Source organism: Paenibacillus ginsengihumi DSM 21568 (assembly GCF_000380965.1).
GTDB lineage: Bacteria > Bacillota > Bacilli > Paenibacillales > NBRC-103111 > Paenibacillus_G > Paenibacillus_G ginsengihumi.
On record NZ_KB905576.1, the window covers coordinates 1 to 22,421 of the forward strand.

Annotated in this window: 19 protein-coding genes, 1 rRNA gene and 2 riboswitches; of the genes, 16 read left to right on the top strand and 4 right to left on the bottom strand. The window is 57.9% G+C overall.

Annotation, left to right across the window (positions count from 1 at the left end; genetic code table 11):
• Window positions 1-156 precede the first annotated feature (156 nt).
• Window positions 157-273, top strand: a 5S ribosomal RNA gene (gene rrf / locus F591_RS0115010).
• Window positions 274-1,395: 1,122 nt separating this feature from the next.
• Here rrf and F591_RS0115020 read toward each other — a convergent pair.
• Window positions 1,396-3,156, bottom strand: a complete 1,761-nt coding sequence (locus F591_RS0115020) for a sigma-54-dependent Fis family transcriptional regulator (protein WP_019535441.1) — start codon at window positions 3,154-3,156, stop codon at window positions 1,396-1,398.
• 264 nt (window positions 3,157-3,420) lie between these two features.
• Between F591_RS0115020 and F591_RS0115025 the strand changes: the two genes are divergently transcribed.
• A complete protein-coding gene (locus tag F591_RS0115025; protein WP_019535442.1) occupies window positions 3,421-3,612 on the top strand; it encodes a hypothetical protein in 192 nt (63 codons plus the stop codon).
• A 51-nt stretch (window positions 3,613-3,663) separates the two neighbouring features.
• On the opposite strand, the gene adhP is transcribed toward F591_RS0115025, so the two are convergent.
• Window positions 3,664-4,677 (bottom strand): alcohol dehydrogenase AdhP, encoded by a 1,014-nt coding sequence (gene adhP, locus F591_RS0115030; protein ID WP_019535443.1) that lies wholly within the window; start codon window positions 4,675-4,677, stop codon window positions 3,664-3,666.
• Between the two features lie 226 nt (window positions 4,678-4,903).
• On the opposite strand from adhP, the gene F591_RS28215 reads away from it, so the two are divergent.
• The 5 genes from F591_RS28215 to F591_RS0115060 all read left to right on the top strand — a co-directional run bounded on the left by F591_RS28215 (window position 4,904) and on the right by F591_RS0115060 (window position 10,887).
• Window positions 4,904-6,085: an iron-containing alcohol dehydrogenase gene (locus tag F591_RS28215; RefSeq protein WP_019535445.1), complete on the top strand. Its 1,182-nt coding sequence runs from the start codon at window positions 4,904-4,906 to the stop codon at window positions 6,083-6,085.
• Window positions 6,064-7,347 carry a sensor histidine kinase gene (locus F591_RS0115045; protein WP_019535446.1) on the top strand — a complete coding sequence of 428 codons (1,284 nt, stop codon included), beginning with the start codon at window positions 6,064-6,066 and terminating at the stop codon, window positions 7,345-7,347. Before F591_RS28215 ends, F591_RS0115045 begins: the two co-directional genes overlap by 22 nt.
• Window positions 7,348-7,349: 2 nt before the next feature.
• Window positions 7,350-8,780 carry a sigma-54-dependent transcriptional regulator gene (locus tag F591_RS0115050; protein WP_019535447.1) on the top strand — a complete coding sequence of 477 codons (1,431 nt, stop codon included), beginning with the start codon at window positions 7,350-7,352 and terminating at the stop codon, window positions 8,778-8,780.
• A gap of 201 nt (window positions 8,781-8,981) precedes the next feature.
• On the top strand, window positions 8,982-10,502 hold the full coding sequence (gene adh / locus F591_RS0115055) for an aldehyde dehydrogenase (RefSeq protein WP_019535448.1): 1,521 nt from the start codon (window positions 8,982-8,984) through the stop codon (window positions 10,500-10,502).
• Window positions 10,503-10,521: 19 nt separating this feature from the next.
• Window positions 10,522-10,887, top strand: a complete 366-nt coding sequence (locus F591_RS0115060; RefSeq protein ID WP_019535449.1) for a DUF779 domain-containing protein — start codon at window positions 10,522-10,524, stop codon at window positions 10,885-10,887.
• A gap of 13 nt (window positions 10,888-10,900) precedes the next feature.
• Here the strand turns inward: F591_RS0115060 and F591_RS31495 are convergent, their stop codons facing one another.
• Together F591_RS31495 and F591_RS0115065 are read right to left on the bottom strand one after the other, a co-directional pair.
• Window positions 10,901-11,194: a hypothetical protein gene (locus F591_RS31495; protein ID WP_156829587.1), complete on the bottom strand. Its 294-nt coding sequence runs from the start codon at window positions 11,192-11,194 to the stop codon at window positions 10,901-10,903.
• A gap of 3 nt (window positions 11,195-11,197) precedes the next feature.
• Complete coding sequence (locus F591_RS0115065) at window positions 11,198-12,049, bottom strand: stalk domain-containing protein (RefSeq protein WP_019535450.1); 852 nt, start codon at window positions 12,047-12,049, stop codon at window positions 11,198-11,200.
• A gap of 1 nt (window position 12,050) precedes the next feature.
• Window positions 12,051-12,213, bottom strand: a riboswitch (cyclic di-AMP (ydaO/yuaA leader).
• Between the two features lie 202 nt (window positions 12,214-12,415).
• Here F591_RS0115065 and F591_RS0115070 point away from each other — a divergent pair.
• The 9 genes from F591_RS0115070 to purF all read left to right on the top strand — a co-directional run bounded on the left by F591_RS0115070 (window position 12,416) and on the right by purF (window position 22,379).
• Window positions 12,416-13,096 (top strand): DUF6483 family protein, encoded by a 681-nt coding sequence (locus tag F591_RS0115070; RefSeq protein WP_019535451.1) that lies wholly within the window; start codon window positions 12,416-12,418, stop codon window positions 13,094-13,096.
• 162 nt (window positions 13,097-13,258) lie between these two features.
• A riboswitch (purine riboswitch) is annotated at window positions 13,259-13,360 on the top strand.
• Between the two features lie 238 nt (window positions 13,361-13,598).
• Window positions 13,599-14,084 carry a 5-(carboxyamino)imidazole ribonucleotide mutase gene (purE, locus tag F591_RS0115075; RefSeq protein WP_026326641.1) on the top strand — a complete coding sequence of 162 codons (486 nt, stop codon included), beginning with the start codon at window positions 13,599-13,601 and terminating at the stop codon, window positions 14,082-14,084.
• Window positions 14,081-15,280, top strand: a complete 1,200-nt coding sequence (gene purK, locus F591_RS0115080) for a 5-(carboxyamino)imidazole ribonucleotide synthase (protein ID WP_019535453.1) — start codon at window positions 14,081-14,083, stop codon at window positions 15,278-15,280. The genes purE and purK overlap by 4 nt, the downstream gene beginning before the upstream one ends.
• A 119-nt stretch (window positions 15,281-15,399) precedes the next feature.
• Complete coding sequence (gene purB, locus F591_RS0115085) at window positions 15,400-16,695, top strand: adenylosuccinate lyase (protein ID WP_019535454.1); 1,296 nt, start codon at window positions 15,400-15,402, stop codon at window positions 16,693-16,695.
• 23 nt (window positions 16,696-16,718) lie between these two features.
• Window positions 16,719-17,618, top strand: a complete 900-nt coding sequence (locus F591_RS0115090; RefSeq protein ID WP_019535455.1) for a phosphoribosylaminoimidazolesuccinocarboxamide synthase — start codon at window positions 16,719-16,721, stop codon at window positions 17,616-17,618.
• Window positions 17,619-17,714: 96 nt separating this feature from the next.
• Complete coding sequence (purS, locus tag F591_RS0115095) at window positions 17,715-17,957, top strand: phosphoribosylformylglycinamidine synthase subunit PurS (RefSeq protein WP_019535456.1); 243 nt, start codon at window positions 17,715-17,717, stop codon at window positions 17,955-17,957.
• A gap of 30 nt (window positions 17,958-17,987) precedes the next feature.
• Window positions 17,988-18,686 (top strand): phosphoribosylformylglycinamidine synthase subunit PurQ, encoded by a 699-nt coding sequence (gene purQ, locus F591_RS0115100; RefSeq protein WP_019535457.1) that lies wholly within the window; start codon window positions 17,988-17,990, stop codon window positions 18,684-18,686.
• Complete coding sequence (purL, locus tag F591_RS0115105; RefSeq protein ID WP_019535458.1) at window positions 18,661-20,907, top strand: phosphoribosylformylglycinamidine synthase subunit PurL; 2,247 nt, start codon at window positions 18,661-18,663, stop codon at window positions 20,905-20,907. Before purQ ends, purL begins: the two co-directional genes overlap by 26 nt.
• The gene (gene purF / locus F591_RS0115110) at window positions 20,892-22,379 is read left to right on the top strand and encodes an amidophosphoribosyltransferase (protein WP_019535459.1); all 1,488 of its coding nucleotides are present in this window, start codon (window positions 20,892-20,894) and stop codon (window positions 22,377-22,379) included. Before purL ends, purF begins: the two co-directional genes overlap by 16 nt.
• Window positions 22,380-22,421 lie beyond the last annotated feature (42 nt).

The window sequence follows — 22,421 nt, forward strand, 5'->3', positions numbered from 1 at the left end:
CTAATCGGTCGAGGGCTTAACTAAAATGCTAAAAGCTGCAGCGTATGTTTCGTATCCAGTTTTCAGGGAGCAACATGGAACCCCACAAAGTGAAGAAGAAGCTGGCGAAGTGAATTCCGAATACTTTGCGGGGGCCCCAGAGAACCTGAATACCCGTTTGGTGATGATGGCGGAAGGGAACCACGCGTACCCATACCGAACACGACCGTTAAGCCTTCCAGCGCCGATGGTACTTGGACCGAAGGGTCCCGGGAGAGTAGGACGTTGCCAAGCGGACAAAGAACCTTGTTAGCTTTTCGAGCTGATGAGGTTCTTTTTTTGCTTCAGGCGTCCAGCGCGAAATTGGGCCGGGCCCCGGCTGGGGCTGTGCCTCAGGCGGGGAAACCGGATCTAAACCCTAGGACCGTGCCCCGGGCGGGGGAAACCGGGCCTAAACCGCTGTGCGCTTTCGAGTCGATCCCACAGCTTCAATTGGAGCCGGAGACGATCCCGCTGGCTTCCATCGGCGAAACGAACAGGCGCCCAAAGCAACCAACTTGCCGGGTACGAGACGGATGCCGCGGGGAGAGACGCCTATGACAAGCGATTCCTTTTGTCATCGGACGTCACCTGTGGTATAGAAAATTCAGCGTGTGGATACCGCAAGAATTTTCAAGTGAATCAACAAATGTTGTATTCTGTACAACAAAAACGGGGAAATATACCGCTCTAGCGGCCTAATGTTGTAAAAAGTGCAACATTTCGGGCGATATTCCCGGGTTTGCAACCAAACGCGCTCAAATTGTTGCACAAAGTGCAACATTTCCCTACCTCTAGCGTGTAGGATACGGAAAATGTTGCATTTTTTGCAGGATTCGTCGCCTCAATGGGCCTAGGAATGGCGTTCAACCTGATGATCGGGAGCGGACCGCCTCAAGGGTCCGGGTGTGCCCGGGAAGGGACAGCGCTAGCGCGGCGCCCAAACGCGCTCTCGGGAGATTTCGTCTTGCGGGCAATTGGGGTTAGGGAGACCAGGGAATATGTGTTCAGTATTATTTTGCATGAGCTGGTCATTCTATATTATCAGTTGCAGATTATTGGTTACAGAAGGCCGGCATATGTTATAGATTATCGGTTACAGATTATGTTGCAGATTACCGATTACAGAAGGCTGGGCGTCCCGGATTTCGCCGTTCCGTTTCTGGGCGAATCCCGCGAGGCATGCGGGATGGCGGACTCGAGATCCGAGCTATGCGGGATGGCGTGCTCGAGATCCGAGCTATGCGGGATGGCGGACTCGAGATCCGAGGCATGCGGGATGGCGTGCTCGAGATCGGAGCCCCTCACCGGAGCGGCGTCATTCAGGATGAGCGCGCGGCCCAATGTGCCACCCCTTGATTCTCGTCCTTGCCGTTTTTATCGCTCGATCCCGTATTCTTCGATTTTTCGGTACAAGGTCGTTCTGGCGATATCCAACAGGGCGGCGGCTTTGCTCAAGTTCCAGCCCGTCGCCTGCAGCGCCTTTTTGATCGCTTCAATCTCGGCGTCTTTCAGCGAAGGGATGGCCTTATCGGCGGTCACCGCTTCCCGCGCGGAATGGGGATCGGCTTCAAACTGCAGATGTTCGGGACGAATGGGACCGCCGTCAGCCAGAAAAGACGCTTCGATCAAAACGCTGTTCAATTCGCGGACATTCCCGGGCCATGTATGCAGCCACAGCTTGTTTGCCGCCTCTTGGGATAAATGCGGGTTCGGATAACCTTGCTTCTGAAGCAAATGCTCGGCGAGCTCGACAAGATCGCTTCTTTCGCGAAGCGGAGGCAAGGTGATTTGAATTCCTTTCAAACGGTAATACAGATCGGCGCGGAACCGTCCTTCCCGGATTTCGTTTTGCAAATTTTTATGGGTCGCGGCGATGATTCTCACATCGATGGGCTTGCTCTTGGAACTGCCGACCGGGGTGACGGTGCGTTCCTGCACAACACGGAGCAAAGCCGCTTGCGCGCGCAGAGACATGTCGCCGATTTCATCCAGAAAAATGGTCCCTTTATGAGCGGCCTCGAACTTTCCGGCCTTTCCTTCCCGGTTGGCCCCGGTAAAGGAACCGCGCTCATAGCCGAACAATTCGCTCTCCACCAGACTTTCGGGGATGGCGCTGCAATTGACGGCAATAAAAGGGCCGCTGGCCCGCAAACTCGCCGTATGAATCGATTGCGCGAACAACTCCTTTCCGGTGCCGCTTTCGCCCAGCAGCAGGATTGGAAAGTCGGTCAACGCCGCCTTGCGCGCCAGTTCACTTTTCTCGATGATGCGCGGGCACGACCCGACGATATCGGCAAACGTGTAGAGGCGATTCACGCCGATCACTTTCTGTTGAACCGCCATGGAACGCCATACTTTCCGGCGGTGATCGCGGATTTCTTCGATCCTGAAGCCTTCGATGCCGGAAAATTCCTTGCCGATGGCGTCTTGGCCGATCACCCGCAGCGCCGCTTGATTGGCGCGAATGATTCGATTGTCTTCATCCAGCGATACGAGCGGAAGCGGATTCGTTTGCATCGAATATTCCAGTTCCTTTAAAACGAGCAGATGTTCTTTCCCGGAAGATTCGATGAGCAACCGGTTCTGCAAGGCTTCTGCGGCCATCGTGGCGAGCGCCAGACTGAAAGCGTTGTAATTTTCCTGTTTGGTGCTGAAATTGATCACGCCGATCAGTTCCCCGGTCGGGCTGAATACCGGAGAGGAAGCGCAAGTAAGGAAGTGGTTCGATTGAAAATAATGTTCGTCGGCATGGACGCGGACCGGAATTTTTTCCGCAATGGCCACCCCGATGGCATTCGTTCCTTTTCGGCTTTCCGACCAATTGGCTCCTACCTGCAATTGGACCGTTTCCGCGCGTTTGGAAAAATCGGGATCGCCGGCCGAATAAATAAGGTTGCCGTGCAAGTCGATCAGCAGAGCCACTTGGCCCGTTTGTTTGATGAAGCGTTCCAGTTTCCCGAACAGATGAGAGGCGTGCCTGATCAAAACCCCGTTTTCATGAAGGATTTCATTCAATTGCTTTCCGGTTAACAACCGGTCGTCCGCCGGATCGGACCGCTTTAATCCGTATTTTTGACAGCGCTTCCAAGAACTCTCCACAACATTCGTCTGCTTGTCTGCTCGCGGGAACGACATGGCCAATACACCTCCATCAAAACAAAGCTTAATTCTAATATAACAAATTTGTGAACTTGTTGTGCGGTTTTAAGCAAGAATGTTTCAAAATGATACACGAAACGAAGGTTTTGCGTGCAGAATGTAAAAATGGATTTCCTTCCTATCGGGTTGGATGCGCGGCTGCCGGCATTTGGCCACGGCGTTAATCGCTTTGGCATGTTTTTTGCATGAAATGAGAATGGGGGATGACCTATTCGGACATGAGGAGGAGATGACAGGATCATGAATCCGATCAAACCGAACGCATGCCGGCAACCGCCGCGAATCCGAAGCTGCAAAATCGGCCTCCTGAAGGCGCGGGAACGGAATTGGCCTGCCGGCGATATGGTCGACGATGGAGGACAAATCGGGAAGGAGGGGGGGGGCGATTCCGGCAATGAAAAAAACACCATTACGCGGAACTCCGCAACGTAATGGTGTTTCTCGCGGTTCAAGACCGGAGCGGTTTTTTGGACAGCGCTTACATCAGTTGATTTTCAACACGATCCGCCCGTTAATGTTTCCTTGTTCCATGCGTTCGAATACTTCGTTGATGCTTTCGAGCGGCTGTACTTCGATCATCGCCTTCACTTGGCCGCGGGCGGCGAACTCCAATGCTTCCTGCATATCTTTTCGCGTGCCGACGATAGATCCTTTGACCGTCACGCCGTTGAGAACGGTATCGAAGATCGGAATCGGCAGCTCGCTGGCAGGAAGGCCGACAACGACCATCGTGCCGCCTCGTCTTACGGAGCGATAGGCTTGCTCGAACGCTTTCGCGTTCACTGCCACGCAAACCGAGGCGTGAGCGCCGCCGACCTGCTTGTCGATTTCTTCTGCGGGGTTGACCGATCTTCCGTTCACGGTCAAGTCCGCTCCCAGGCTGCGGGCCAGTTCCAGCTTGTCGTCGCTGATATCGACGGCAATCACCTGAAAGCCCATCGCCTTCGCGTATTGAAGCGCGATATGACCGAGACCGCCGATCCCATAGATCGCGACCCATTCGCCCGGCTTCGCGCCCGTCACTTTAAGCGCTTTATACGTCGTTACGCCCGCGCACAGGATCGGAGCGATCTCTTCGTCCGAGACACCGTCCGGGATTCGCGCCACGTAAGCGGCAGGCGCCACGCAATACTCCGCGTATCCGCCGTCTACCGAATAGCCGCCATTTTGTTGCTGCTTGCACAGCGTCTCCCATCCGGTCAAACAATACTCGCATTCGCCGCAAGCGGAGTACAGCCACGGAATGCCGACCCGGTCGCCGATCTTCAGCGAAGTGACGCCAGGACCGAGCTTTTCCACGTAACCGACGCCTTCATGACCAGGGATCAAGGGAAGCTTGGGCTTCACCGGCCAATCGCCGTGGGCGGCGTGCAGGTCGGTATGGCACACGCCGCATGCCGTAATTCGGACCAGCACTTCTCCCGGTCCGACGTTCGGAACCGGCACCTCTTTGATTTCGAGCTTCTGATGAAACTGATTGACGACTGCAGCTTTCATTCGGAATCCTCCCTTTGGATGGAAATGCGGCCATTGAAGCAATGGCATCGCTTACTACAAGACGCAAAATTCATGCCAAGCGGAATTTGCGGAATTTCGCCGGTTTTGCCGGCTTCAATGCCAAAAATTCGGCCGACCGGCCGAAAAAACGGCTGCCGTGACATTTTTCCGGCACTGCGTCAAGAACATGAAGATTGAAACACAACAGGCACGGGAGGGAATGTCGATGGGAATTTTCAAGTTCATGACGCCCGAAATTATTTTCGGCACGAATGCGCTCGGCCAAATCGGGGAAAGCATGCTTCGGCTAGGAGCGAAAAAAGTGTTTGTCGTCTCCGACGCAGGGGTGGTGCGGGCCGGTTGGGTCGAGACGATCGTCCGCCACCTGAAAGCTTGCCGTCTGGATTATTGTCTTTGGACGGAGCCGACTCCGAATCCGAAAGATTACGAAGTGGAACAAGGCGTCCGCGCCTACATTGAAAACGGTTGTAACTCGGTGATCGGCGTCGGCGGAGGAAGCGCCATCGACGCGGCCAAAGCGGTCGCCCTGCTGGCCGCAAACGGCGGAGAGATCCGCGGGTATGAAGGCGTCGATCTCGTTACCCGGCCGCTTCCGCCGATGGTGATGGTGCCGACGACCGCAGGGTCCGGTTCGGAAGTATCCCAATTCGCCATTATCGTCCATTCCGAACGAAAGCTGAAAATGACCATCGTGTCGAAATCGTTAATCCCCGATATAGCGATTATCGATCCGCAAACCTTAATGACGATGGACGCGCGCCTGACGGCGTATACCGGAATGGATGCCCTGACGCATGCCATTGAATCGTATATTTCCCTGGCGGCAACGCCGCTGACGGAACAGTATTCGCTACAGGCGATGCGGTTGATTGCCGGCTATCTTCGTCCGTCCGCGGCCAGCCGGCATAACCGCGAAGCCAAAGAAGCGATGGCGATGGCCAGTTTGCAGGCAGGCATCGCCTTCTCCAACTCGATCCTGGGCGCCGTTCACGCCATGTCCCATCAACTGGGGGGGCTGCTGGACCTGCCGCACGGCCAGATCAACGCCATATTGCTACCTCATGTCATGGAGTATAATCTGATTTCGGCTCCCGAGAAATACGCCCACATCGCCGCGGCGCTCGGGGAGAACGTAAGCGGTCTGAGCCAGACCCAGGCCGCCCGGAAGGCGATCCAGGCCGTTAAACAATTGGCGCTCGATCTCGACATCCCGGGCTCGCTCGCCGATGTGAGCCTGGAGGCGCATCAGCTCGATTTCCTGAGCGGCAACGCCGTTCAGGACGCCTGCATGATCACCAACCCGCGCGATCTGGAAGCGGAGGAAGTGAAGCGGTTGTTCCGCCAAGCATTGGGGAGTGAGGACGCATGCTCGGCAAACAGGAATTGATCGACAGGCTCACCGGCATCCGGTCTTCGCGCAAAAGCTATTACAGCGAATTGAGCGCCACCGTTGAAGAACTGAAGAAGAAAAACAAGCAGCTGGAAGTCATCAATCGACTGGCCCAGATCCATGTGGAAAAATCGTGGGAGGAAGTCAGCGTCTACTTGGCCGCCCAGTTGTCGCAAATTGTCGCATTCGACCGGTTCATGCTGACGCTGGCGGACCAGACTGGCCTATTGTTTCACGCCGCGGAGCGGGAAGGCGAAAGCTGGTCATGCCGCTTCGTCAAGCGTCGGATTGGGGCGAATGATGCCTGGACGCCCGAGGAATTTGATCGCTTGCTTCAAGAGGTGACGCCGGGTTATTACAGCGCTTCCGTCGGTTTGCAGTATCAGACGGGGAAAATATACGGCTATCTCACCCTGCAGAACCGGCAGAACAAGGAATATTCCCGCGAGGAGCTCGAGCTTTATCAGCGTTTGGGGGAGCATGCCCGGATTTCCATCGAAAACATCCTCCTGTTCAAAGATGTGAGCGAGAAAATCAACCTTGAAGCGCAATTGATTCAATCCGCCAAAATGGCCGCGCTGGGCGAGATGGCGGCCGGGATCGCCCATGAGCTGAACAGCCCCCTGACCGCCATTCTCGGCCATGTACAGCTTCTGATGCGGGCTATGAAGGAGGGGCGGCACGGCAAAATGCTGGCGGACATTTATCAATGCGGCCTGCGCTGCACAAAAATTATCCAGAACTTGCTGATCTTCTCCAGGCAGGAGGAAGTTCAGCCGGAAACGATACAGCTGTCCGAGCTGATTGACGATGTGCTCGGGCTGGTCGGCTATCAATTGGTCGTATCCGGCATCACCGTGCGGAAAGAGACGGAGCAATCGCTGCCGTCTGTCAGGGGAAGCCGCAATCAGATCGAACAGGTCATCATCAATCTTCTTCTGAACGCAAGAGACGCCGTCCAGGGAAAAAACGATCCGGAAATAACCGTTGGGACATGCCTTACCCGTCTCGAGGAGCGGCTGTTCGTATCTGTCTATGTACGCGACAACGGGGTCGGCATCGCAGGCGAGCATCTGAGCCAAATCTTCAATCCCTTTTTTACCACGAAGGAACGAATGAAGGGCACAGGTCTCGGCTTGTCGGTAAGTCTTGGCATTGCCGAGTCCCACGGAGGAAAGCTGCTGGTGGACAGCAGAGTCGGCGAGTACAGCGTATTCTCGCTGCTGTTGCCTGTTCCGGATCATGAAGGGGAGGACTGAACATGACTAACGTGCTTGTAATCGATGATGAAGTCGAAGTGACCACTTTCTTCCGATATTTGCTGGAGGACAAACAATGCAAGGTGATGACCGCGAATTCCGGGCGGGAAGCCGAAGAGCTTCTTCACAGCCATCCGTCCCCGTTTCACCTCGCCCTGATCGATTTGAAGCTGCCCGATGCGAACGGACTGGACTTGCTTACGAAAACGAAAACCAGCCATCCGGAATGCGAAGTGCTGATGATGACAGGATACGGGACCGTCAAATCGGCCGTATCGGCTCTGCAGGCGGGCGCCAAAGACTATCTGGAAAAGCCGTTCGACGACCTGGACAGTCTTGAGCGCGCGATCGAGGCGGCGCTCGCGCGCTCAGGCGGCGGCAAGGAGCTTCCTCACCCGGCAGCGGCGGAATACGGCATCATATGCGGCCCCACGAGCCCGCTGTGCAACGTGCTCGCCGTGGCGGGAAAGCTGGCCCCCAAACCGATCAACATTGTGATCGAGGGGGAAACGGGAACCGGCAAAGAATTGATGGCTCGATTCATACACGGAACCAGTCAGCGGGCTTCGCATCCGTTCGTCGGAATTAACTGCGCCGCGGTGCCGGAATCTCTGCTTGAGAGCGAGCTGTTCGGCCACGAGAAAGGGGCGTTCTCCGGTGCGATCAAGTCCCGGAAAGGGTATTTCGAGCTGGCGAACAACGGAACCTTGTTCATGGACGAGATCGGCGAGGCGCCGCTGTCCGTTCAGGTCAAATTGCTGCGTGTACTGGAGACGGGAGAATACATGAGGGTGGGGAGCGAGGAGATTCGCAAGAGCAACACGCGAATCATTTCGGCCACGAACCGCGATCTGGAAGCCGAGGTTCAGAACAAGCGGTTTCGCGCCGACCTATTGTACCGGCTGGAAGGAGTGAAGCTGTCGATCCCTCCTCTGCGGGAACGGCCTGGCGACATACCGCTCATCGCGCAGCATTATCTGGACCGGAAATATGGCGGAGCATGCGGGCTGGAGCCGGACGCGATCGAAATTTTGCAAGCGTACGACTGGCCGGGAAACGTCCGCCAGTTGCTCAATGTGCTTAATCAGACGCACGCCATTCACGAGTGCAAGCGGATCAAGGCCGGCCATCTTCCGCGCTTCTTGCTGGACGAAGCCGCGCGGCAGAGCCGTTCGAGGGCGTCGGAACGGCAGCTCGACGATTTTCTGGAACGGGAAGCCGGGAGGTTTGTGGAGCAGCTGGTCGCGGGCCTGGAGGGCGCCGGCCGGGTAGACTTGAAAAAAGTCATGAGCCGGATCAGGCGAATGGAAACGGAAGTCGGGAGAAAAATCATCGAAAACGGGCTCGCCGGGCCGCATGCCGACAGACAATCGCTGAGCCGGCAGTTAAACATTACCGTCCGCACGCTGCGCTACATTCTGAATGAGAAATAGTCCCGTTGCTCGAAAAAGGAAGAATCGCGGTTGTGGAGTGTTCGATTTTGGGATATCCGATACACGCCGCGTGTTCCATATCGGTGCAATTCCATAGAAACGCTTTCAACAAACGCCGGCCCAGCCGCCTTAATTCGGTTGGCACGCTTTTTGCTCCTTAATTGGACGTATCCGAATTTATTATTAAAGGAGGAAGCGCGCATGATTTACGCACAACCGGGGCAGAGCGGCTCCAACATCGAATTCAAAAAACGATACGACAACTTTATCGGCGGGAAGTGGGTGGCGCCTGTCCAAGGACAATATTTTGAGAACGTTTCACCGGTAACTGGCCGGCCGTTCTGCGAAGTAGCCCGCTCGACGGCGGAGGATATTGAGCTTGCCCTGGATGCGGCCCATGCCGCCAAGGACGCCTGGGGACGCACCCCGGTCGCCCAGCGTGCCCAGATCCTGCAAAAAATCGCCGATCGGATGGAAGCCAATCTGGAGATGCTTGCTGTTGCCGAAACGTGGGATAACGGCAAGCCGGTCCGGGAGACGTTGGCTGCCGACCTGCCGCTGGCGATCGATCATTTTCGTTATTTCGCAGGCTGCATTCGGGCCCAGGAAGGAACGCTCGCCGAATTGGACGATGACACGGTCGCCTATCATTTTCATGAACCGCTGGGCGTCGTCGGCCAGATCATCCCCTGGAATTTCCCGCTGCTGATGGCCGCATGGAAGATCGCGCCGGCTTTGGCCGCAGGCAACTGCATCGTGCTGAAGCCCGCAGAGCAGACGCCCGCCTCGATCATGGTGCTGGCGGAGCTGATCGCCGATTTGCTGCCGCCGGGTGTGCTGAATATCGTAAACGGATTCGGTCTGGAAGCGGGAAAACCGCTTGCTTCGAGCAACCGGATCGCGAAAATCGCATTTACCGGGGAAACGACGACCGGCCGTCTGATCATGCAATATGCGTCGCAAAACATTATTCCGGTGACGCTGGAATTGGGTGGGAAGTCGCCTAACATTTTCTTCGAGGACGTATGCGCTCAAGACGACGCCTTCTTGAATAAGGCGATAGAAGGGTTTGTCATGTTCGCGTTGAACCAGGGCGAAGTCTGCACATGCCCGTCCCGCGCGTTGATTCAGGAATCGATTTACGAAGCGTTCATGGAGCGGGCGTTGAAGCGCGTGGCCGCGATCAAGCAGGGCAACCCGCTCGACACGGAAACGATGATCGGCGCCCAGGCTTCTTCCGAGCAGGTGGAGAAAATTTTGTCCTATATCGATATCGGCAACCAGGAAGGCGCGGAATGCCTGATCGGCGGCCAACGGGCGGAGATGAAGGGCGATCTGGAAGGAGGCTATTACATCCAGCCGACGGTGTTCAAAGGGCACAACCGAATGCGGATCTTCCAGGAGGAGATTTTCGGTCCCGTCGTTGCCGTGACGACCTTTAAAGATCGGGAAGAAGCTTTGGCGATCGCCAACGACACCTTGTACGGATTGGGGGCGGGGGTCTGGACCCGTGATATCAATATCGCTTACCGGTTCGGCAGAGGCATTCAGGCAGGCCGCGTATGGACCAACTGCTATCATGCCTATCCGGCTCACGCCGCCTTCGGAGGCTACAAAGTTTCGGGGATCGGCCGGGAAACGCACAAAATGATGCTCGCCCATTACCAGCAGACGAAGAACTTGCTGGTCAGCTACAGTCCGAATGCCCTGGGATTCTTTTAAGGGCGGAGGCGGGCGGGGCATGCAGGAAGTGCGCAAAGTTCTGGCCACCGACGCGGCGCTGGAGCTGATCGAGCTCCTGAAAGCCAAGCACGGCCCGATCATGTTCCACCAATCAGGGGGGTGCTGCGACGGAAGCTCCCCGATGTGTTACCGCAAAGGCGAGTTTCTGATCGGAGAGCACGATGTCTGGTTGGGGGAGATCGGGGGAGCCGATTTTTATATGAGCAAAGCGCAATACGAATATTGGAAGTATACCCAGCTTATTATTGATGTCGTTCCCGGCAGGGGCGGCATGTTCTCGCTGGAAGGACCGGAAGGACGCCGCTTCCTGACGCGGTCCCGCGTCTTTACGGACGAAGAGTTGAAAGCGCTCGATTTGGCATAGTTCTCCTTGTCATTCATTCCCCGGCGATGATCGGCATCGCCGGGGAATGACGTTGCAGCGGCAAAATGTACGTCGATAATAAAAACAAACCTAAAACCCCACCTACACTAAAAAACGGAATTCCTTCAGGAATCCCGTTTTTGGCATCTTGCCCCGAGTGCGGCGAGACGCCTGGAGTCAGCCGCTGGCTACTTTTTGCTGCTGGACATTCTATGTGAAAAAACGGGCGGCAATAAAAAACAGCCGTTCCCGCTTTAAGGAAACAGCTGCGATGTGCTTGGATGAGAAACGGGCTTTGGACGATCAACGATTAGCTCTGTTCGTTAAGTACATAAATTTTCACTTGCTGCACGCCGAAGCGCCGGGCTTCGGATTGCGATTGCGGAACGAATATATCGACCCGGTTGCCTTTGATCGAGCCGCCGATATCGGAAGCGACGGCGTACATCCCGCCTTCCGGCAAGCCTTTATGTGAATAGCCTTCAATATATACTTTCGAGCCAAGCGGAATCATCTTGGGATCGACCGCGATCGTCCCCAGCTTAAGCGGGTTGCCGAAATAATCTTTGCCGGCCCAGCCGCCGTTCTCGCTGGCCGCTGCGGTGTAAGCCGTCGCTTTCGCTTCAATGATCTTGGCGAACTTCGGCCGCTCCTGCGCTTTATACCAAGCGGGGGCATGATATTTCCCGTCCGCGCCGAGAATGGCGATCCGGTTGGTGCCGTCCCACTGCGTCTGAATGCCGAACGTGTTGGAAATGAGCCGGAACGGCACGTACAAGCGACCGTCCAGCAAAAAAGTTTTGTAAGCCGATGCGGTCGGTTCGCCGTTGACGAGCACCTGGTCGGTACCGGCCAATAAGGAAACGGTCGTTTGATCGTCTTTCAATATCACTTCAATCGTATTGCCTTTCTGTTCCCAGGTCGTCTCGTAGCCAAGCTTGTCCGCTACAGGACGGGCAGGCATGTACAGCGTATGATTCTCATCCAGAAAAGGCTGGGCGCCCTGAAACTGCACCAGCTCATGGTTGACCTGCACCTTCACATCCTCTGCTGCCTTGACCGGCGGCTCCTCTTGGGCGTAAACCGGCTGATACTGAGGAAGAATAACAAGCAAAGCCAAGATGTGTGCGAGCAGCAAGCCTTTCCAATGTGTTTTCAACATAAGTCCCTCCCATGACAGCCTCCGAGGTTAGTTGACGGGTTCGGGCAGGCAGGCGCCCTAGCTCGCACCAGCCGGCTGACGGCTCGTGCAATCATTCACCCCAATAAATCGTCCCCCGTACGCACAAGTGTAAAAAACCTTGTCCGATTCGGCTTTTAAGAATTTATCATAGGGAAGGGAATATGCGCAACGCACAAAATCATCCATCGTTTGCCTGGAATTGGCAGGGACGGGATGTCGGCTTGTGTCGTATTTTGCTTTCTTCAATTCATCAGACGGACGAGCGGCTCAAAAGGTTGCAGCTTCGCAGCGATTTAAGATTTATTGGCTGCATGATAATATAATGAAAAAAGGGGGGAGGCAACCGTGTACCAGCGGGATTATATACTTCGTCTCATCCAGCAAATGACCAAGGCGGTCGGCGAAACGGTGTTTTTGCGGAAAAACCGCCAGTTCGAGCAGGCGATGGAAGTGCTCGGACAGGCGATGAAACAACTGCTCGGCCTGAATTCGAAGCTGGTCGGAGGATTGTCGGCAAGAGAGTTGCTCAAGCTGCTGTCTCCGGGGGGAGGTCCCGATCCGGGCAAAGCGCTCGCGCTCGGCCAAGCGCTGGACGCGGAAGCGGACGTGCTGGAGGAGATGGGGCACAGCCCGGAGGCCGTCGCGCGGAGGAAGAAAGCGATGGAGATTCTTCTGATCGTTCGGACATCGGGAGATGCGCAGGGGCTGGAGGAAGCGTTCGACGAAGAAATCGACAAGCTGCTAGAGCAGAGCAATACCGTTGGCGCGGAGCCGGCGGCGCGCAAGCTGCTGATTCAATATTTTGAAGCAAAAGGACGCTACGCGAAGGCAGAGGACGAGCTGTTCCGGCTGCTGGAGGCGGATGCGCTATCTCCGAACGACACCAGAGAGAAGCTGCTTGAGGAAGGCATCCGGATGTATGAGCGGTGGTCGGCGCTTGCGGAGGAAGACTTGCGACGCGGCAATTTCTCGGCAGCAGAGGTGGATGAAAGCCTGGCGCTGCTGCGGCGCTGGAGAGGGCGATAAGAGGTCGAACAAGTCGACAAAAATAGAGATTGAAATGCGAACTATTGCTTGGGATTATTTCTTAAATGTTCGGTTTTTGTAGTTGACATCCGGTGTAAAACATTGATAAACTAGGATCGAAAGAAGGAATTATTGAACAACCGGCAAAGATGTTTCATGCTGGAGAAATATGTCGAGGCTGCTCGTATAATATCGGGGATATGGCCCGAAAGTTTCTACCCAAAAACCATAAATTTTTGGACTACGAGCCTTAGCGTCAAGCGTTTTCTACGGGAAAAGGTCGGCACCTGGTGCTGGCCTTAGCTTGCGCTTGGGATATAATCTTGTCGTCCTCCCGATAGCCGATCTACCGTATAGCGGCGGGCAAGCTATCCGAAGGACGTTTTGTTTTTTAAGGGGGACGCCGCCATCGGTCGTCACCTGCGCACTGAACATTCAGCGTGTGGATCCCGCAGAATTTTCTGGCAAGATCGATCCAATCTAATTATGACGGAGGTTTGACATGTCTGCGCTTGTAGGAGTCATTATGGGCAGCCAATCGGATTGGGAGACGATGAAGCATGCTTGCGACGTGCTGGAGGAGCTTGGCGTTCCTTATGAAAAGAAAGTGGTGTCCGCCCACCGTACGCCCGATCTGATGTTCGATTACGCCGAGACGGCCGCGGCGCGCGGCCTTAAAGTCATCGTCGCCGGAGCGGGCGGCGCTGCGCATTTGCCCGGCATGGTAGCGGCCAAAACAGTGCTGCCTGTCATCGGCGTGCCTGTGAAGTCGTCCACTTTGAACGGCCTCGATTCGCTGCTCTCCATCGTGCAGATGCCGGGCGGCGTGCCGGTAGCTACCGTGGCCATCGGCCATGCCGGGGCGACGAACGCGGGGCTGCTGGCCGCGCAAATATTGGCCGCCTTCGATCCGGCGCTGCAGGCCAAGCTGACGGAGCGGAGAGAGCGCATCGCCGCCAGCGTCATCGAAAAGAGCGTGCTTGAATGAACGCGGCGGAGAATAAACCGAAGAACCTTGCACGGCCATACGATCCGTCCAAGGTCATCCCCCCGGGGGCAACCGTCGGCGTGCTGGGCGGAGGGCAGCTCGGCCGCATGCTGGCTTTGGCCGGCAGGGCGATGGGTTACCGCTTCGTGACGCTCGATCCGACTCCCGACGCGCCCTGCGGGCAGGTAGCCGACCGGCAAATTACCGCGCCGTATCACGATGCGGCGGCGGCGCGGCAGCTGGCCGAGCTGTCGGACGTGATCACGTATGAGTTCGAGAACGTGGACGCGGACGTGACCGCGCTGCTGATGGCCCAGTCGTATGTGCCGCAGGGCAGCCGCCTCCTGCATACGACCCAGCACCGGCTTCGCGAGAAGCGCGCGATCGAAGCGGCCGGCGTGCGGGTGGCGCCGTATCGGGCGATCGCCAGCGAGGCGGAGCTGCTTGAGGCCGTTCAGGCGTTCGGCACGCCCTGCGTGCTGAAGACGGCGACCGGCGGCTACGACGGCAAAGGCCAATGGGTGATTCGCCAGCTGGCCGAGGTTCCTGACGCTTACAGCACGCTGTCCAGGGCGGGAGGAGAGCTCGTGCTGGAACAGTTTGTCCGCTTCGCCAAGGAAATATCCGTCATCGCGGCGCGCAGCCCGCGCGGCGAGGTGAAGGCGTTCCCCGCCGCCGAAAACGTGCATGTGAACAACATCCTGCACCTGTCGATCGTGCCGGCAAGAGCCTCCGGGCAGGTGCTGGCGGAGGCGGAGCGAATGGCTGTCCGCATCGCCGAGGCGCTCGATGTCGTCGGCTTGATCGCCGTCGAGATGTTCCTTACCGAGGAAGGCGAACTGTTCGTCAATGAACTCGCTCCCCGGCCTCACAATTCCGGGCATTATACGATGGAGGCGTGCCGCACCTCGCAGTTCGAGCAGCATCTGCGGGCGGTATGCAATCTGCCGCTCGGACCGGCGAAGCTGCTGTCGGGCGTCGTGATGGTCAACGTGCTGGGGCAGCACGTTCAGCCCTTGCTCGAGTGGATGGTGCGCCCCGAATCGCAGACCGCCGTGCCCGGCGTGACCGCCAAGCTTCATCTGTACGGCAAGAGCGAGGCGAAGGACAACCGCAAGATGGGGCATGTCAACCTGCTGACCGATAACGTGCAGGACGCGCTCGATTGGATCGAGCGGTCCGGGGTATGGAAATAGCTTGAACATTTGATGAGGACCATCGGCACAATGTCAACGGACCGAAGCGGACGCCCGGCGACGACATATTCGTGCGCCATCGGCGTCTTGCGGCAAGTAACCCGAACGGAGGATATACGATGATCGAACGTTACACGCGGCCGGAGATGGCCCGCATTTGGACTGAAGAGAACAAATTCAAGGCTTATCTTGAGGTGGAGCTGCTGGCCTGTGAGGCGTGGTCCGAGCTTGGCGTCATTCCGAAGGAGGACGTGCAGGCGCTGCGCAAGAACGCAAGCTTCAGCATCGACCGCATTTACGAGATCGAGCAGGAAACGCGCCATGACGTGATCGCCTTCACGCGGGCCGTCTCGGAGACGTTGGGACCGGAGCGCAAATGGGTACACTATGGACTGACTTCCACCGACGTGGTGGATACGGCGCTCGGGTATTTGCTGAAGCAGGCCAACGAGATTTTGGAGAACGATCTGAAGCAGTTCATCGATATTTTGGCTTCGCAAGCGTTGAAATACAAGGATGTGCCGATGATGGGCCGCACGCACGGCGTGCATGCCGAGCCGACGACGTTCGGCCTCAAGCTTGCGCTGTGGTACGAGGAGATGAAGCGCAACCTGGAGCGCTTCCGCTTCGCGGCGGACGGCGTCCAGTACGGCAAAATTTCCGGAGCGGTCGGCACGTACGCGAACATCGACCCGTTCGTCGAACAATATGTCTGCTCCAGGCTGGGCACGAAGCCGGCGCCGATCTCGACCCAAACGCTGCAGCGCGACCGCCACGCGGAATATATGGCGACGCTCGCTTTGATCGCCACCTCGCTCGACAAGTTTGCAACCGAAATCCGGGCGCTGCAGAAGAGCGAATTCCGCGAGGTCGAGGAGCCTTTCGCCAAAGGGCAAAAAGGCTCGTCGGCGATGCCGCACAAGCGCAACCCGATCGGCTGCGAGAACATCTCCGGCCTGGCGCGCGTCATCCGCGGCCACATGGTGTCGGCGTACGAGAACGTGCCGCTGTGGCATGAGCGCGACATTTCGCACTCCTCGGTGGAGCGCATCATCCTGCCGGACGCGACGCAGCTGCTCAACTACATGCTGAACCGCCTCGGCAACATCATCAAAAACTTGACGGTATTCCCGGAAAATATGAAGCGCAACATGCAGAGCACCTACGGCGTGCCCTTCTCCGGCCGCGTCATGACCAAGCTGATCGACAAAGGCTGGAGCCGCGAGCAGGCGTACGATACGGTGCAGCCGCGGGCGATGCAGGCGTGGGAGGAGCAGCGCTCTTTCCGCGAAATTATCGAGAGTACGCCGGCCATCCGTGAGGCGCTGACGCCGGAGGAGATCGAGGATGCCTTCAATCCGAACTGGCATTTGAAGCACGTCGATACGATTTTTGCCAAGCTGGGATTGATTTAAAGCAAAGGGAGGCTGAGGTCAAGATGAGCGCGACGACGGCAATTGCTAGCGCCGAGGCTTATGTCAAGGCGCCGCTGAAATACAAGGGCAAGGTTCGGGAGCTGTACGATCTCGGGGAACACTATCTGATCGCGGTGACCGATCGCATCTCGGCCTTCGACTGGGTGCTCGAGCCCGCCGTGCCGGACAAGGGCAATGTGCTGAACGGTCTCAGCAAATTTTGGTTCGAGAAGACAAAGCATATCATTCCGAACCATGTCGTGCATGCGGATGCGGACCGTTTGGGCGATGTCATTACGGATACGGCCATCATGAAGGACCGGATTATGGTGACGAAGAAAGCGGAGCGCATCGACATCGAGTGCGTCGTCCGCGGTTATATCACCGGCGGCGGCTGGAGGCAGTACCAGGCGAGCGGACAAATCAACGGCCAGGAGCTGCCCGCCGGGTTGCGGAAGAACGAGCGTTTTCCGCAGCCGCTGTTCACGCCGGCCGCCAAAAACGACGTCGGTCACGACGAGGATATATCCATCGCGCGGATGAAAGAGCTGGTCGGCGCGGAGCTGACCGACAAGCTGATGGCGAAGAGCATCGAGCTGTACGAATTCGCCCGCGATTACTGCGAGCAGCGCGGCATCATTTTGGCCGATACGAAGTTCGAATTCGGCCTGCTGGACGGCGAGCTCATCTTGATCGACGAAATTTTTACCCCGGACTCTTCCCGATTCTGGGCCAAGGAAAATTTCGCCTACGACATCGAGATCGACAGCATGGACAAAGAGCCGGTGCGCACCTATTTGGCAGGCAGCGGCTGGGACAAGAACAGCAAGCCTGACCCGCTGCCGGCAAGCGTCGTGGAAGAGACGTCGGCGCGTTACCGGGACATTTACCGGCGGCTGACGCAGCAGGTAGGCGGCAGGTAGGCCGGAGGTAGGTTGCCGGCCCGGGCAGAGCTTCATGGGACTCATTCCTATCATCAATGAATACGATCAACCCACCGAAGGGAGAACGGATGGACGATGTTGAAAGCGACCGTGTATGTAACGATTAAGGAAAGCGTGCTGGACGTGCAGGGAACCGCCGTGCAGGGGGCGCTGCATTCGATGGGCTTTAACGAGGTGGGCAAGGTGCGGATCGGCAAATATCTGGAGGTCGATCTTGACACGGACGACCGCGCTGTCGCCGAAGAACGGGTGAAGGCGATGTGCGAGAAGCTGCTGGCTAATACGGTGATCGAAGACTACCGCTTCGAGCTGAACTAATCGGCCCGGGCAAGGAAGGAGCAAACCAGAATGAACTTTGCGGTACTCGTGTTCCCCGGCTCTAACTGCGATATCGATTGCTACAAAGCGGTGGAAGACGTGATCGGCCAGCCGGTCGAGTATGTATGGCACACGGCCACCGATCTTTCCAAATACGACTGCATTCTTGTTCCCGGCGGCTTTTCGTACGGCGACTATCTGCGCTGCGGCGCGATCGCGCGCTTCGCTCCCGTGATGGCCGAGCTGGTCAAGGCGGCGGAGGAAGGCAAATACGTCCTCGGCATTTGCAACGGTTTTCAGATTTTGACGGAGGCGGGTCTTTTGCCGGGCGCGCTGCTGCGCAACAAATCGCTCAATTTCCGCTGCCACGCCTCGCTGCTCGAAGTGGTCAACGCCGAGACGCCGTTCACGCGCGACTACAAGCAGGGCGAGTTGATCAATATCCCGATCGCTCACGGCGAAGGCAACTACTATTGCGACGAGGCGACGCTGGCGGAGCTGAAAGCAAACAACCAGATCGTCTTCCGCTATCAGGCCGGCAACAATCCGAACGGTTCGGTCGACGATATCGCGGGCATTTGCAATCGGGCGGGCAACGTGGTCGGCATGATGCCGCACCCCGAGCGCGCCGTGCATGAAATACTCGGTTCGGCGGACGGCCGCCGGATGTTCACTTCGATCCTGAACGCCTGGAGGGAAAAACATGACGCAGCAGCAGCTGTCCGCTAAGGAGCCGACGGCAGAGCAAATTGCCGATCAGCAAATATACAAGCAGTTCGGAGTAACCGACGATGAATACGCCAAAATTTGCGGTTTTCTCGGCCGCAAGCCGAACTATGTGGAAATCGGCGTGTTCAGCGTTATGTGGTCGGAGCATTGCTCCTACAAAAACTCCAAGGTCGTCCTGAAAAAGTTTCCGACGACAGGTCCGCGCGTCCTGATGGGACCCGGGGAAGGAGCCGGCATCGTCGACATCGGCGATAACCAGGCGGTCGTGTTCAAGATCGAAAGCCACAACCATCCTTCCGCGGTCGAGCCGTATCAAGGCGCGGCGACGGGCGTCGGCGGCATTATTCGCGACATCTTCTCGATGGGCGCGCGACCGGTGGCGCTGCTGAACTCGCTGCGCTTCGGGAAGCTCACGAACGACCGCGTCAAATATTTGTTCGAGCACGTCGTCTCCGGCATCGCCGGCTACGGCAACTGCATCGGCATTCCGACCGTGGGCGGCGAAGTCATGTTCGACGAGAGCTACGAGGGCAACCCGCTCGTCAACGCGATGTGCGTCGGCCTGATCGATCACGATAAGATTCAGAAGGGCGTGGCCAAAGGCGTCGGCAACCCGGTATTCTATGTCGGACCGGCCACCGGCCGCGACGGCATCCACGGGGCAACGTTCGCCTCCGAGGATTTGACGGAGGAATCGGAAGCGAAGCGCTCCGCCGTGCAGGTCGGCGATCCGTTCATGGAGAAGCTGGTGCTTGAGGCGACGCTGGAGCTGATCGATTCCGGCATCGTCGTCGGCATTCAGGACATGGGCGCGGCCGGGCTGACCTGTTCCAGCTCGGAGATGGCGAGCAAGGCCGGCAACGGCATGGAGCTGTATCTCGATGAAGTGCCGCAGCGCGAAGAAGGCATGACGGCCTATGAGATGATGCTCTCGGAATCCCAGGAGCGCATGCTGTTCGTCGTAAGGCCGGAGCATGAGGAGCAGGCCAAGGCGATCTACAAGCGCTGGGGGCTCGACTGCGTCAAGGTCGGCAAAGTGACGGACGACGGCAGGCTGAAGCTGTTTCACCGCGGCGAGCTGGTCGGCGACATGCCGGTCAAGGCGCTCGTCGACGAATGTCCGGTGTATCACAAGCCTTCCCGGGTGCCGGCGTACTACGAAGCGAGCGCGGCGATCGATACGACCCGTTATCCGGAGGTGACGGATCTTGCGGATGCACTGCTCAAGGTGCTCGCTTCGCCGACCGTCGCCAGCAAGGAATGGGTATACAATCAATACGACTACATGGTGCGCACCAGCACGGCCGTACAGCCGGGCTCCGATGCGGCAGTCGTAACGATCCGCGGCACGAAGAAGGCGCTCGCCATGTCGACGGATTGCAACGGCCGTTATGTGTATCTCGACCCGGAAATCGGCGGCATGATCGCCGTCGCCGAAGGGGCGCGCAACAACGTCTGCTCCGGAGCCGAGCCGCTGGCGATCACCGATAACCTGAACTTCGGCAGCCCGGAGAAGCCCGACATTTTCTGGCAGCTGGAGAAGGCGACGGACGGCATGGCCGAGGCGTGCCGCAAGCTGAATACGCCGGTTATCGGCGGCAACGTCAGCCTGTACAACGAGAACGCCAAAGGCGCGATTTATCCGACGCCGGTCGTCGGCATGGTCGGTCTTGTGCACGATACGGCCCATATTACGACCCAAAGCTTCAAGCGCGAGGGCGACGTCGTGCTGCTGCTCGGCGAGACGAAGGCGGAGCTTGGCGGCAGCGAGTTCCAGTACGTCATTCACGGCGTGACGGAAGGCCGTCCGCCGCACATCGACCTGGACGTGGAGAAGCGGCTGCTGGATACGGTGCTGGAAGCGATCCGCCAAGGGCTCGTCGCCTCGGCGCATGACTTGTCCGAGGGCGGTCTGGCCGTCGCGCTGGCGGAGAGCTGCATGAGTGGCGGGCTCGGCGCAAGCGTCGATTTCGCCACCGATCTGCGCCGCGATATCGCCCTGTTCAGCGAGAGCCAGTCGCGCATTCTGCTGAGCGCGGCGCCGGAGAACGCCGATAAGCTGCAAAGCTTCATCGAATCGCAGGGCGTGCCGGTTCAGCGTCTCGGTACGGTCGGCGGAGCGGAGCTTAGCATTCGCGTGAACGGCGCTCCGGCCATTGAGCTTCCTGTCGCCCAAATGGAGCAGGTCTGGAAGGATGCGATTCCATGTCTGATGAAATAAAAGACGGACAACGGCTGTGGACGGGAAACTACTATAACGAGGGCGTCAACGCCCATGCCGGCCTTCTCGACAAGCTCGGCGAAGAGTGCGGCGTCTTCGGGGTGTTCGGTCACCCCGAAGCGGCCAACCTCTCCTACTACGGGCTGCACGCGCTGCAGCATCGCGGCCAGGAGAGCTGCGGCATCTGCGTAACGAACGGCGAGAACTTCGAGTACCACCGGGGGATGGGGCTCGTCAAGGAAGTGTTCGATCATACGAACCTCGGCCGGATGAACGGCAACATGGCGATCGGCCATGTGCGCTATTCGACGTCCGGCGAGAGCAAGCTGGCGAACGCCCAGCCGCTCGTCTTCAAGTACCGCGAAGGCGATCTGGCCATCGCCACGAACGGCAATCTCACCAACGCGCCGGAAATCAAGCGCGAGCTGGAGCAGCAGGGCTCGATCTTCCAGACGACGAGCGACACGGAAGTCGTCGCGCATCTGATCGCGCGCTCCCGCCACGACGATATCGTCGGCGCTGTCAAGGAGGCGCTGCAGCGGGTCGTTGGCGCATTCGCGTTCCTGTTTCTGACCAAGGACAAGCTGATCGCCGCCCTGGACCCGCATGCGCTGCGGCCGTTCGTGATCGGCCGCCTCGGCAACGCCTGGCTGTTCGCCTCCGAATCGTGCGCCTTCGACGCAGTCGGCGGCACGTATTACCGCGACATGGCTCCCGGCGAGCTGCTTGTTCTCGATCTGCATACCGGGGCTTTGACGGAGGACCGGTTCTCGCCGATCAAGCGGCGCGCCATCTGCGCGATGGAGTTCATCTATTTCGCGCGCCCGGACAGCGACATCGACGCGATCAATATTCACTCCGCCCGCAAGCGGATGGGCCGGCAGCTGGCGATCGAATCGTTCGTCGACGCCGACGTCGTCACCGGCGTGCCGGATTCGAGCATCTCCGCGGCGATCGGCTTTGCCGAGCAGACGGGCATCCCGTACGAGCTCGGGCTGATCAAGAACCGCTACACAGGCCGGACCTTCATTCAACCGAGCCAGGAGCTGCGCGAGCAAGGCGTGAAGATGAAGCTGAGCGCCGTGCGCAAAGTCGTCGAGGGCAAGCGGGTCGTCATGATCGACGACTCCATCGTGCGCGGGACGACGTCGCTGCGCATCGTCAACCTGCTGCGGGAGGCGGGCGCGACCGAGGTGCATGTGCGCATCAGCTCGCCGCCGTACATGAATCCCTGTTATTACGGGATCGACACGCCGAACCGCAAGGAATTGATCGCAGCCGTCAAGTCGGTCGAGGAGATTCGACAGGCGATCAACGCGGATTCGCTTCATTTTCTGAGCAAAGAGGGGCTGCTCGCTTCGATCGGCCGCCCGAATGTGGAGGAGAACCGCGGCATGTGCACCTCGTGCTTCGACAACCGCTATCCGACGCCGGTGCCGGACGAAGAGGCGCTTGGCTGCGGCTGCGATTAAGCACGGAATTGGCTGTAATCCGATAGGGAGGGGTTGACACTT

Excerpts from the sequence above, each read along its gene's own strand:
- F591_RS0115020 (WP_019535441.1), bottom strand. The coding sequence starts at position 3,156 with ATGTCGTTCCCGCGAGCAGACAAGCAGACGAATGTTGTGGAGAGTTCT.
- F591_RS0115025 (WP_019535442.1), top strand. The coding sequence starts at position 3,421 with ATGAATCCGATCAAACCGAACGCATGCCGGCAACCGCCGCGAATCCGA.
- adhP (WP_019535443.1), bottom strand. The coding sequence starts at position 4,677 with ATGAAAGCTGCAGTCGTCAATCAGTTTCATCAGAAGCTCGAAATCAAA.
- F591_RS28215 (WP_019535445.1), top strand. The coding sequence starts at position 4,904 with ATGGGAATTTTCAAGTTCATGACGCCCGAAATTATTTTCGGCACGAAT.
- F591_RS0115045 (WP_019535446.1), top strand. The coding sequence starts at position 6,064 with ATGCTCGGCAAACAGGAATTGATCGACAGGCTCACCGGCATCCGGTCT.
- F591_RS0115050 (WP_019535447.1), top strand. The coding sequence starts at position 7,350 with ATGACTAACGTGCTTGTAATCGATGATGAAGTCGAAGTGACCACTTTC.
- adh (WP_019535448.1), top strand. The coding sequence starts at position 8,982 with ATGATTTACGCACAACCGGGGCAGAGCGGCTCCAACATCGAATTCAAA.
- F591_RS0115060 (WP_019535449.1), top strand. The coding sequence starts at position 10,522 with ATGCAGGAAGTGCGCAAAGTTCTGGCCACCGACGCGGCGCTGGAGCTG.
- F591_RS0115065 (WP_019535450.1), bottom strand. The coding sequence starts at position 12,049 with ATGTTGAAAACACATTGGAAAGGCTTGCTGCTCGCACACATCTTGGCT.
- purE (WP_026326641.1), top strand. The coding sequence starts at position 13,599 with ATGTCTGCGCTTGTAGGAGTCATTATGGGCAGCCAATCGGATTGGGAG.
- purK (WP_019535453.1), top strand. The coding sequence starts at position 14,081 with ATGAACGCGGCGGAGAATAAACCGAAGAACCTTGCACGGCCATACGAT.
- purB (WP_019535454.1), top strand. The coding sequence starts at position 15,400 with ATGATCGAACGTTACACGCGGCCGGAGATGGCCCGCATTTGGACTGAA.
- F591_RS0115090 (WP_019535455.1), top strand. The coding sequence starts at position 16,719 with ATGAGCGCGACGACGGCAATTGCTAGCGCCGAGGCTTATGTCAAGGCG.
- purS (WP_019535456.1), top strand. The coding sequence starts at position 17,715 with ATGTTGAAAGCGACCGTGTATGTAACGATTAAGGAAAGCGTGCTGGAC.
- purQ (WP_019535457.1), top strand. The coding sequence starts at position 17,988 with ATGAACTTTGCGGTACTCGTGTTCCCCGGCTCTAACTGCGATATCGAT.
- purL (WP_019535458.1), top strand. The coding sequence starts at position 18,661 with ATGACGCAGCAGCAGCTGTCCGCTAAGGAGCCGACGGCAGAGCAAATT.
- purF (WP_019535459.1), top strand. The coding sequence starts at position 20,892 with ATGTCTGATGAAATAAAAGACGGACAACGGCTGTGGACGGGAAACTAC.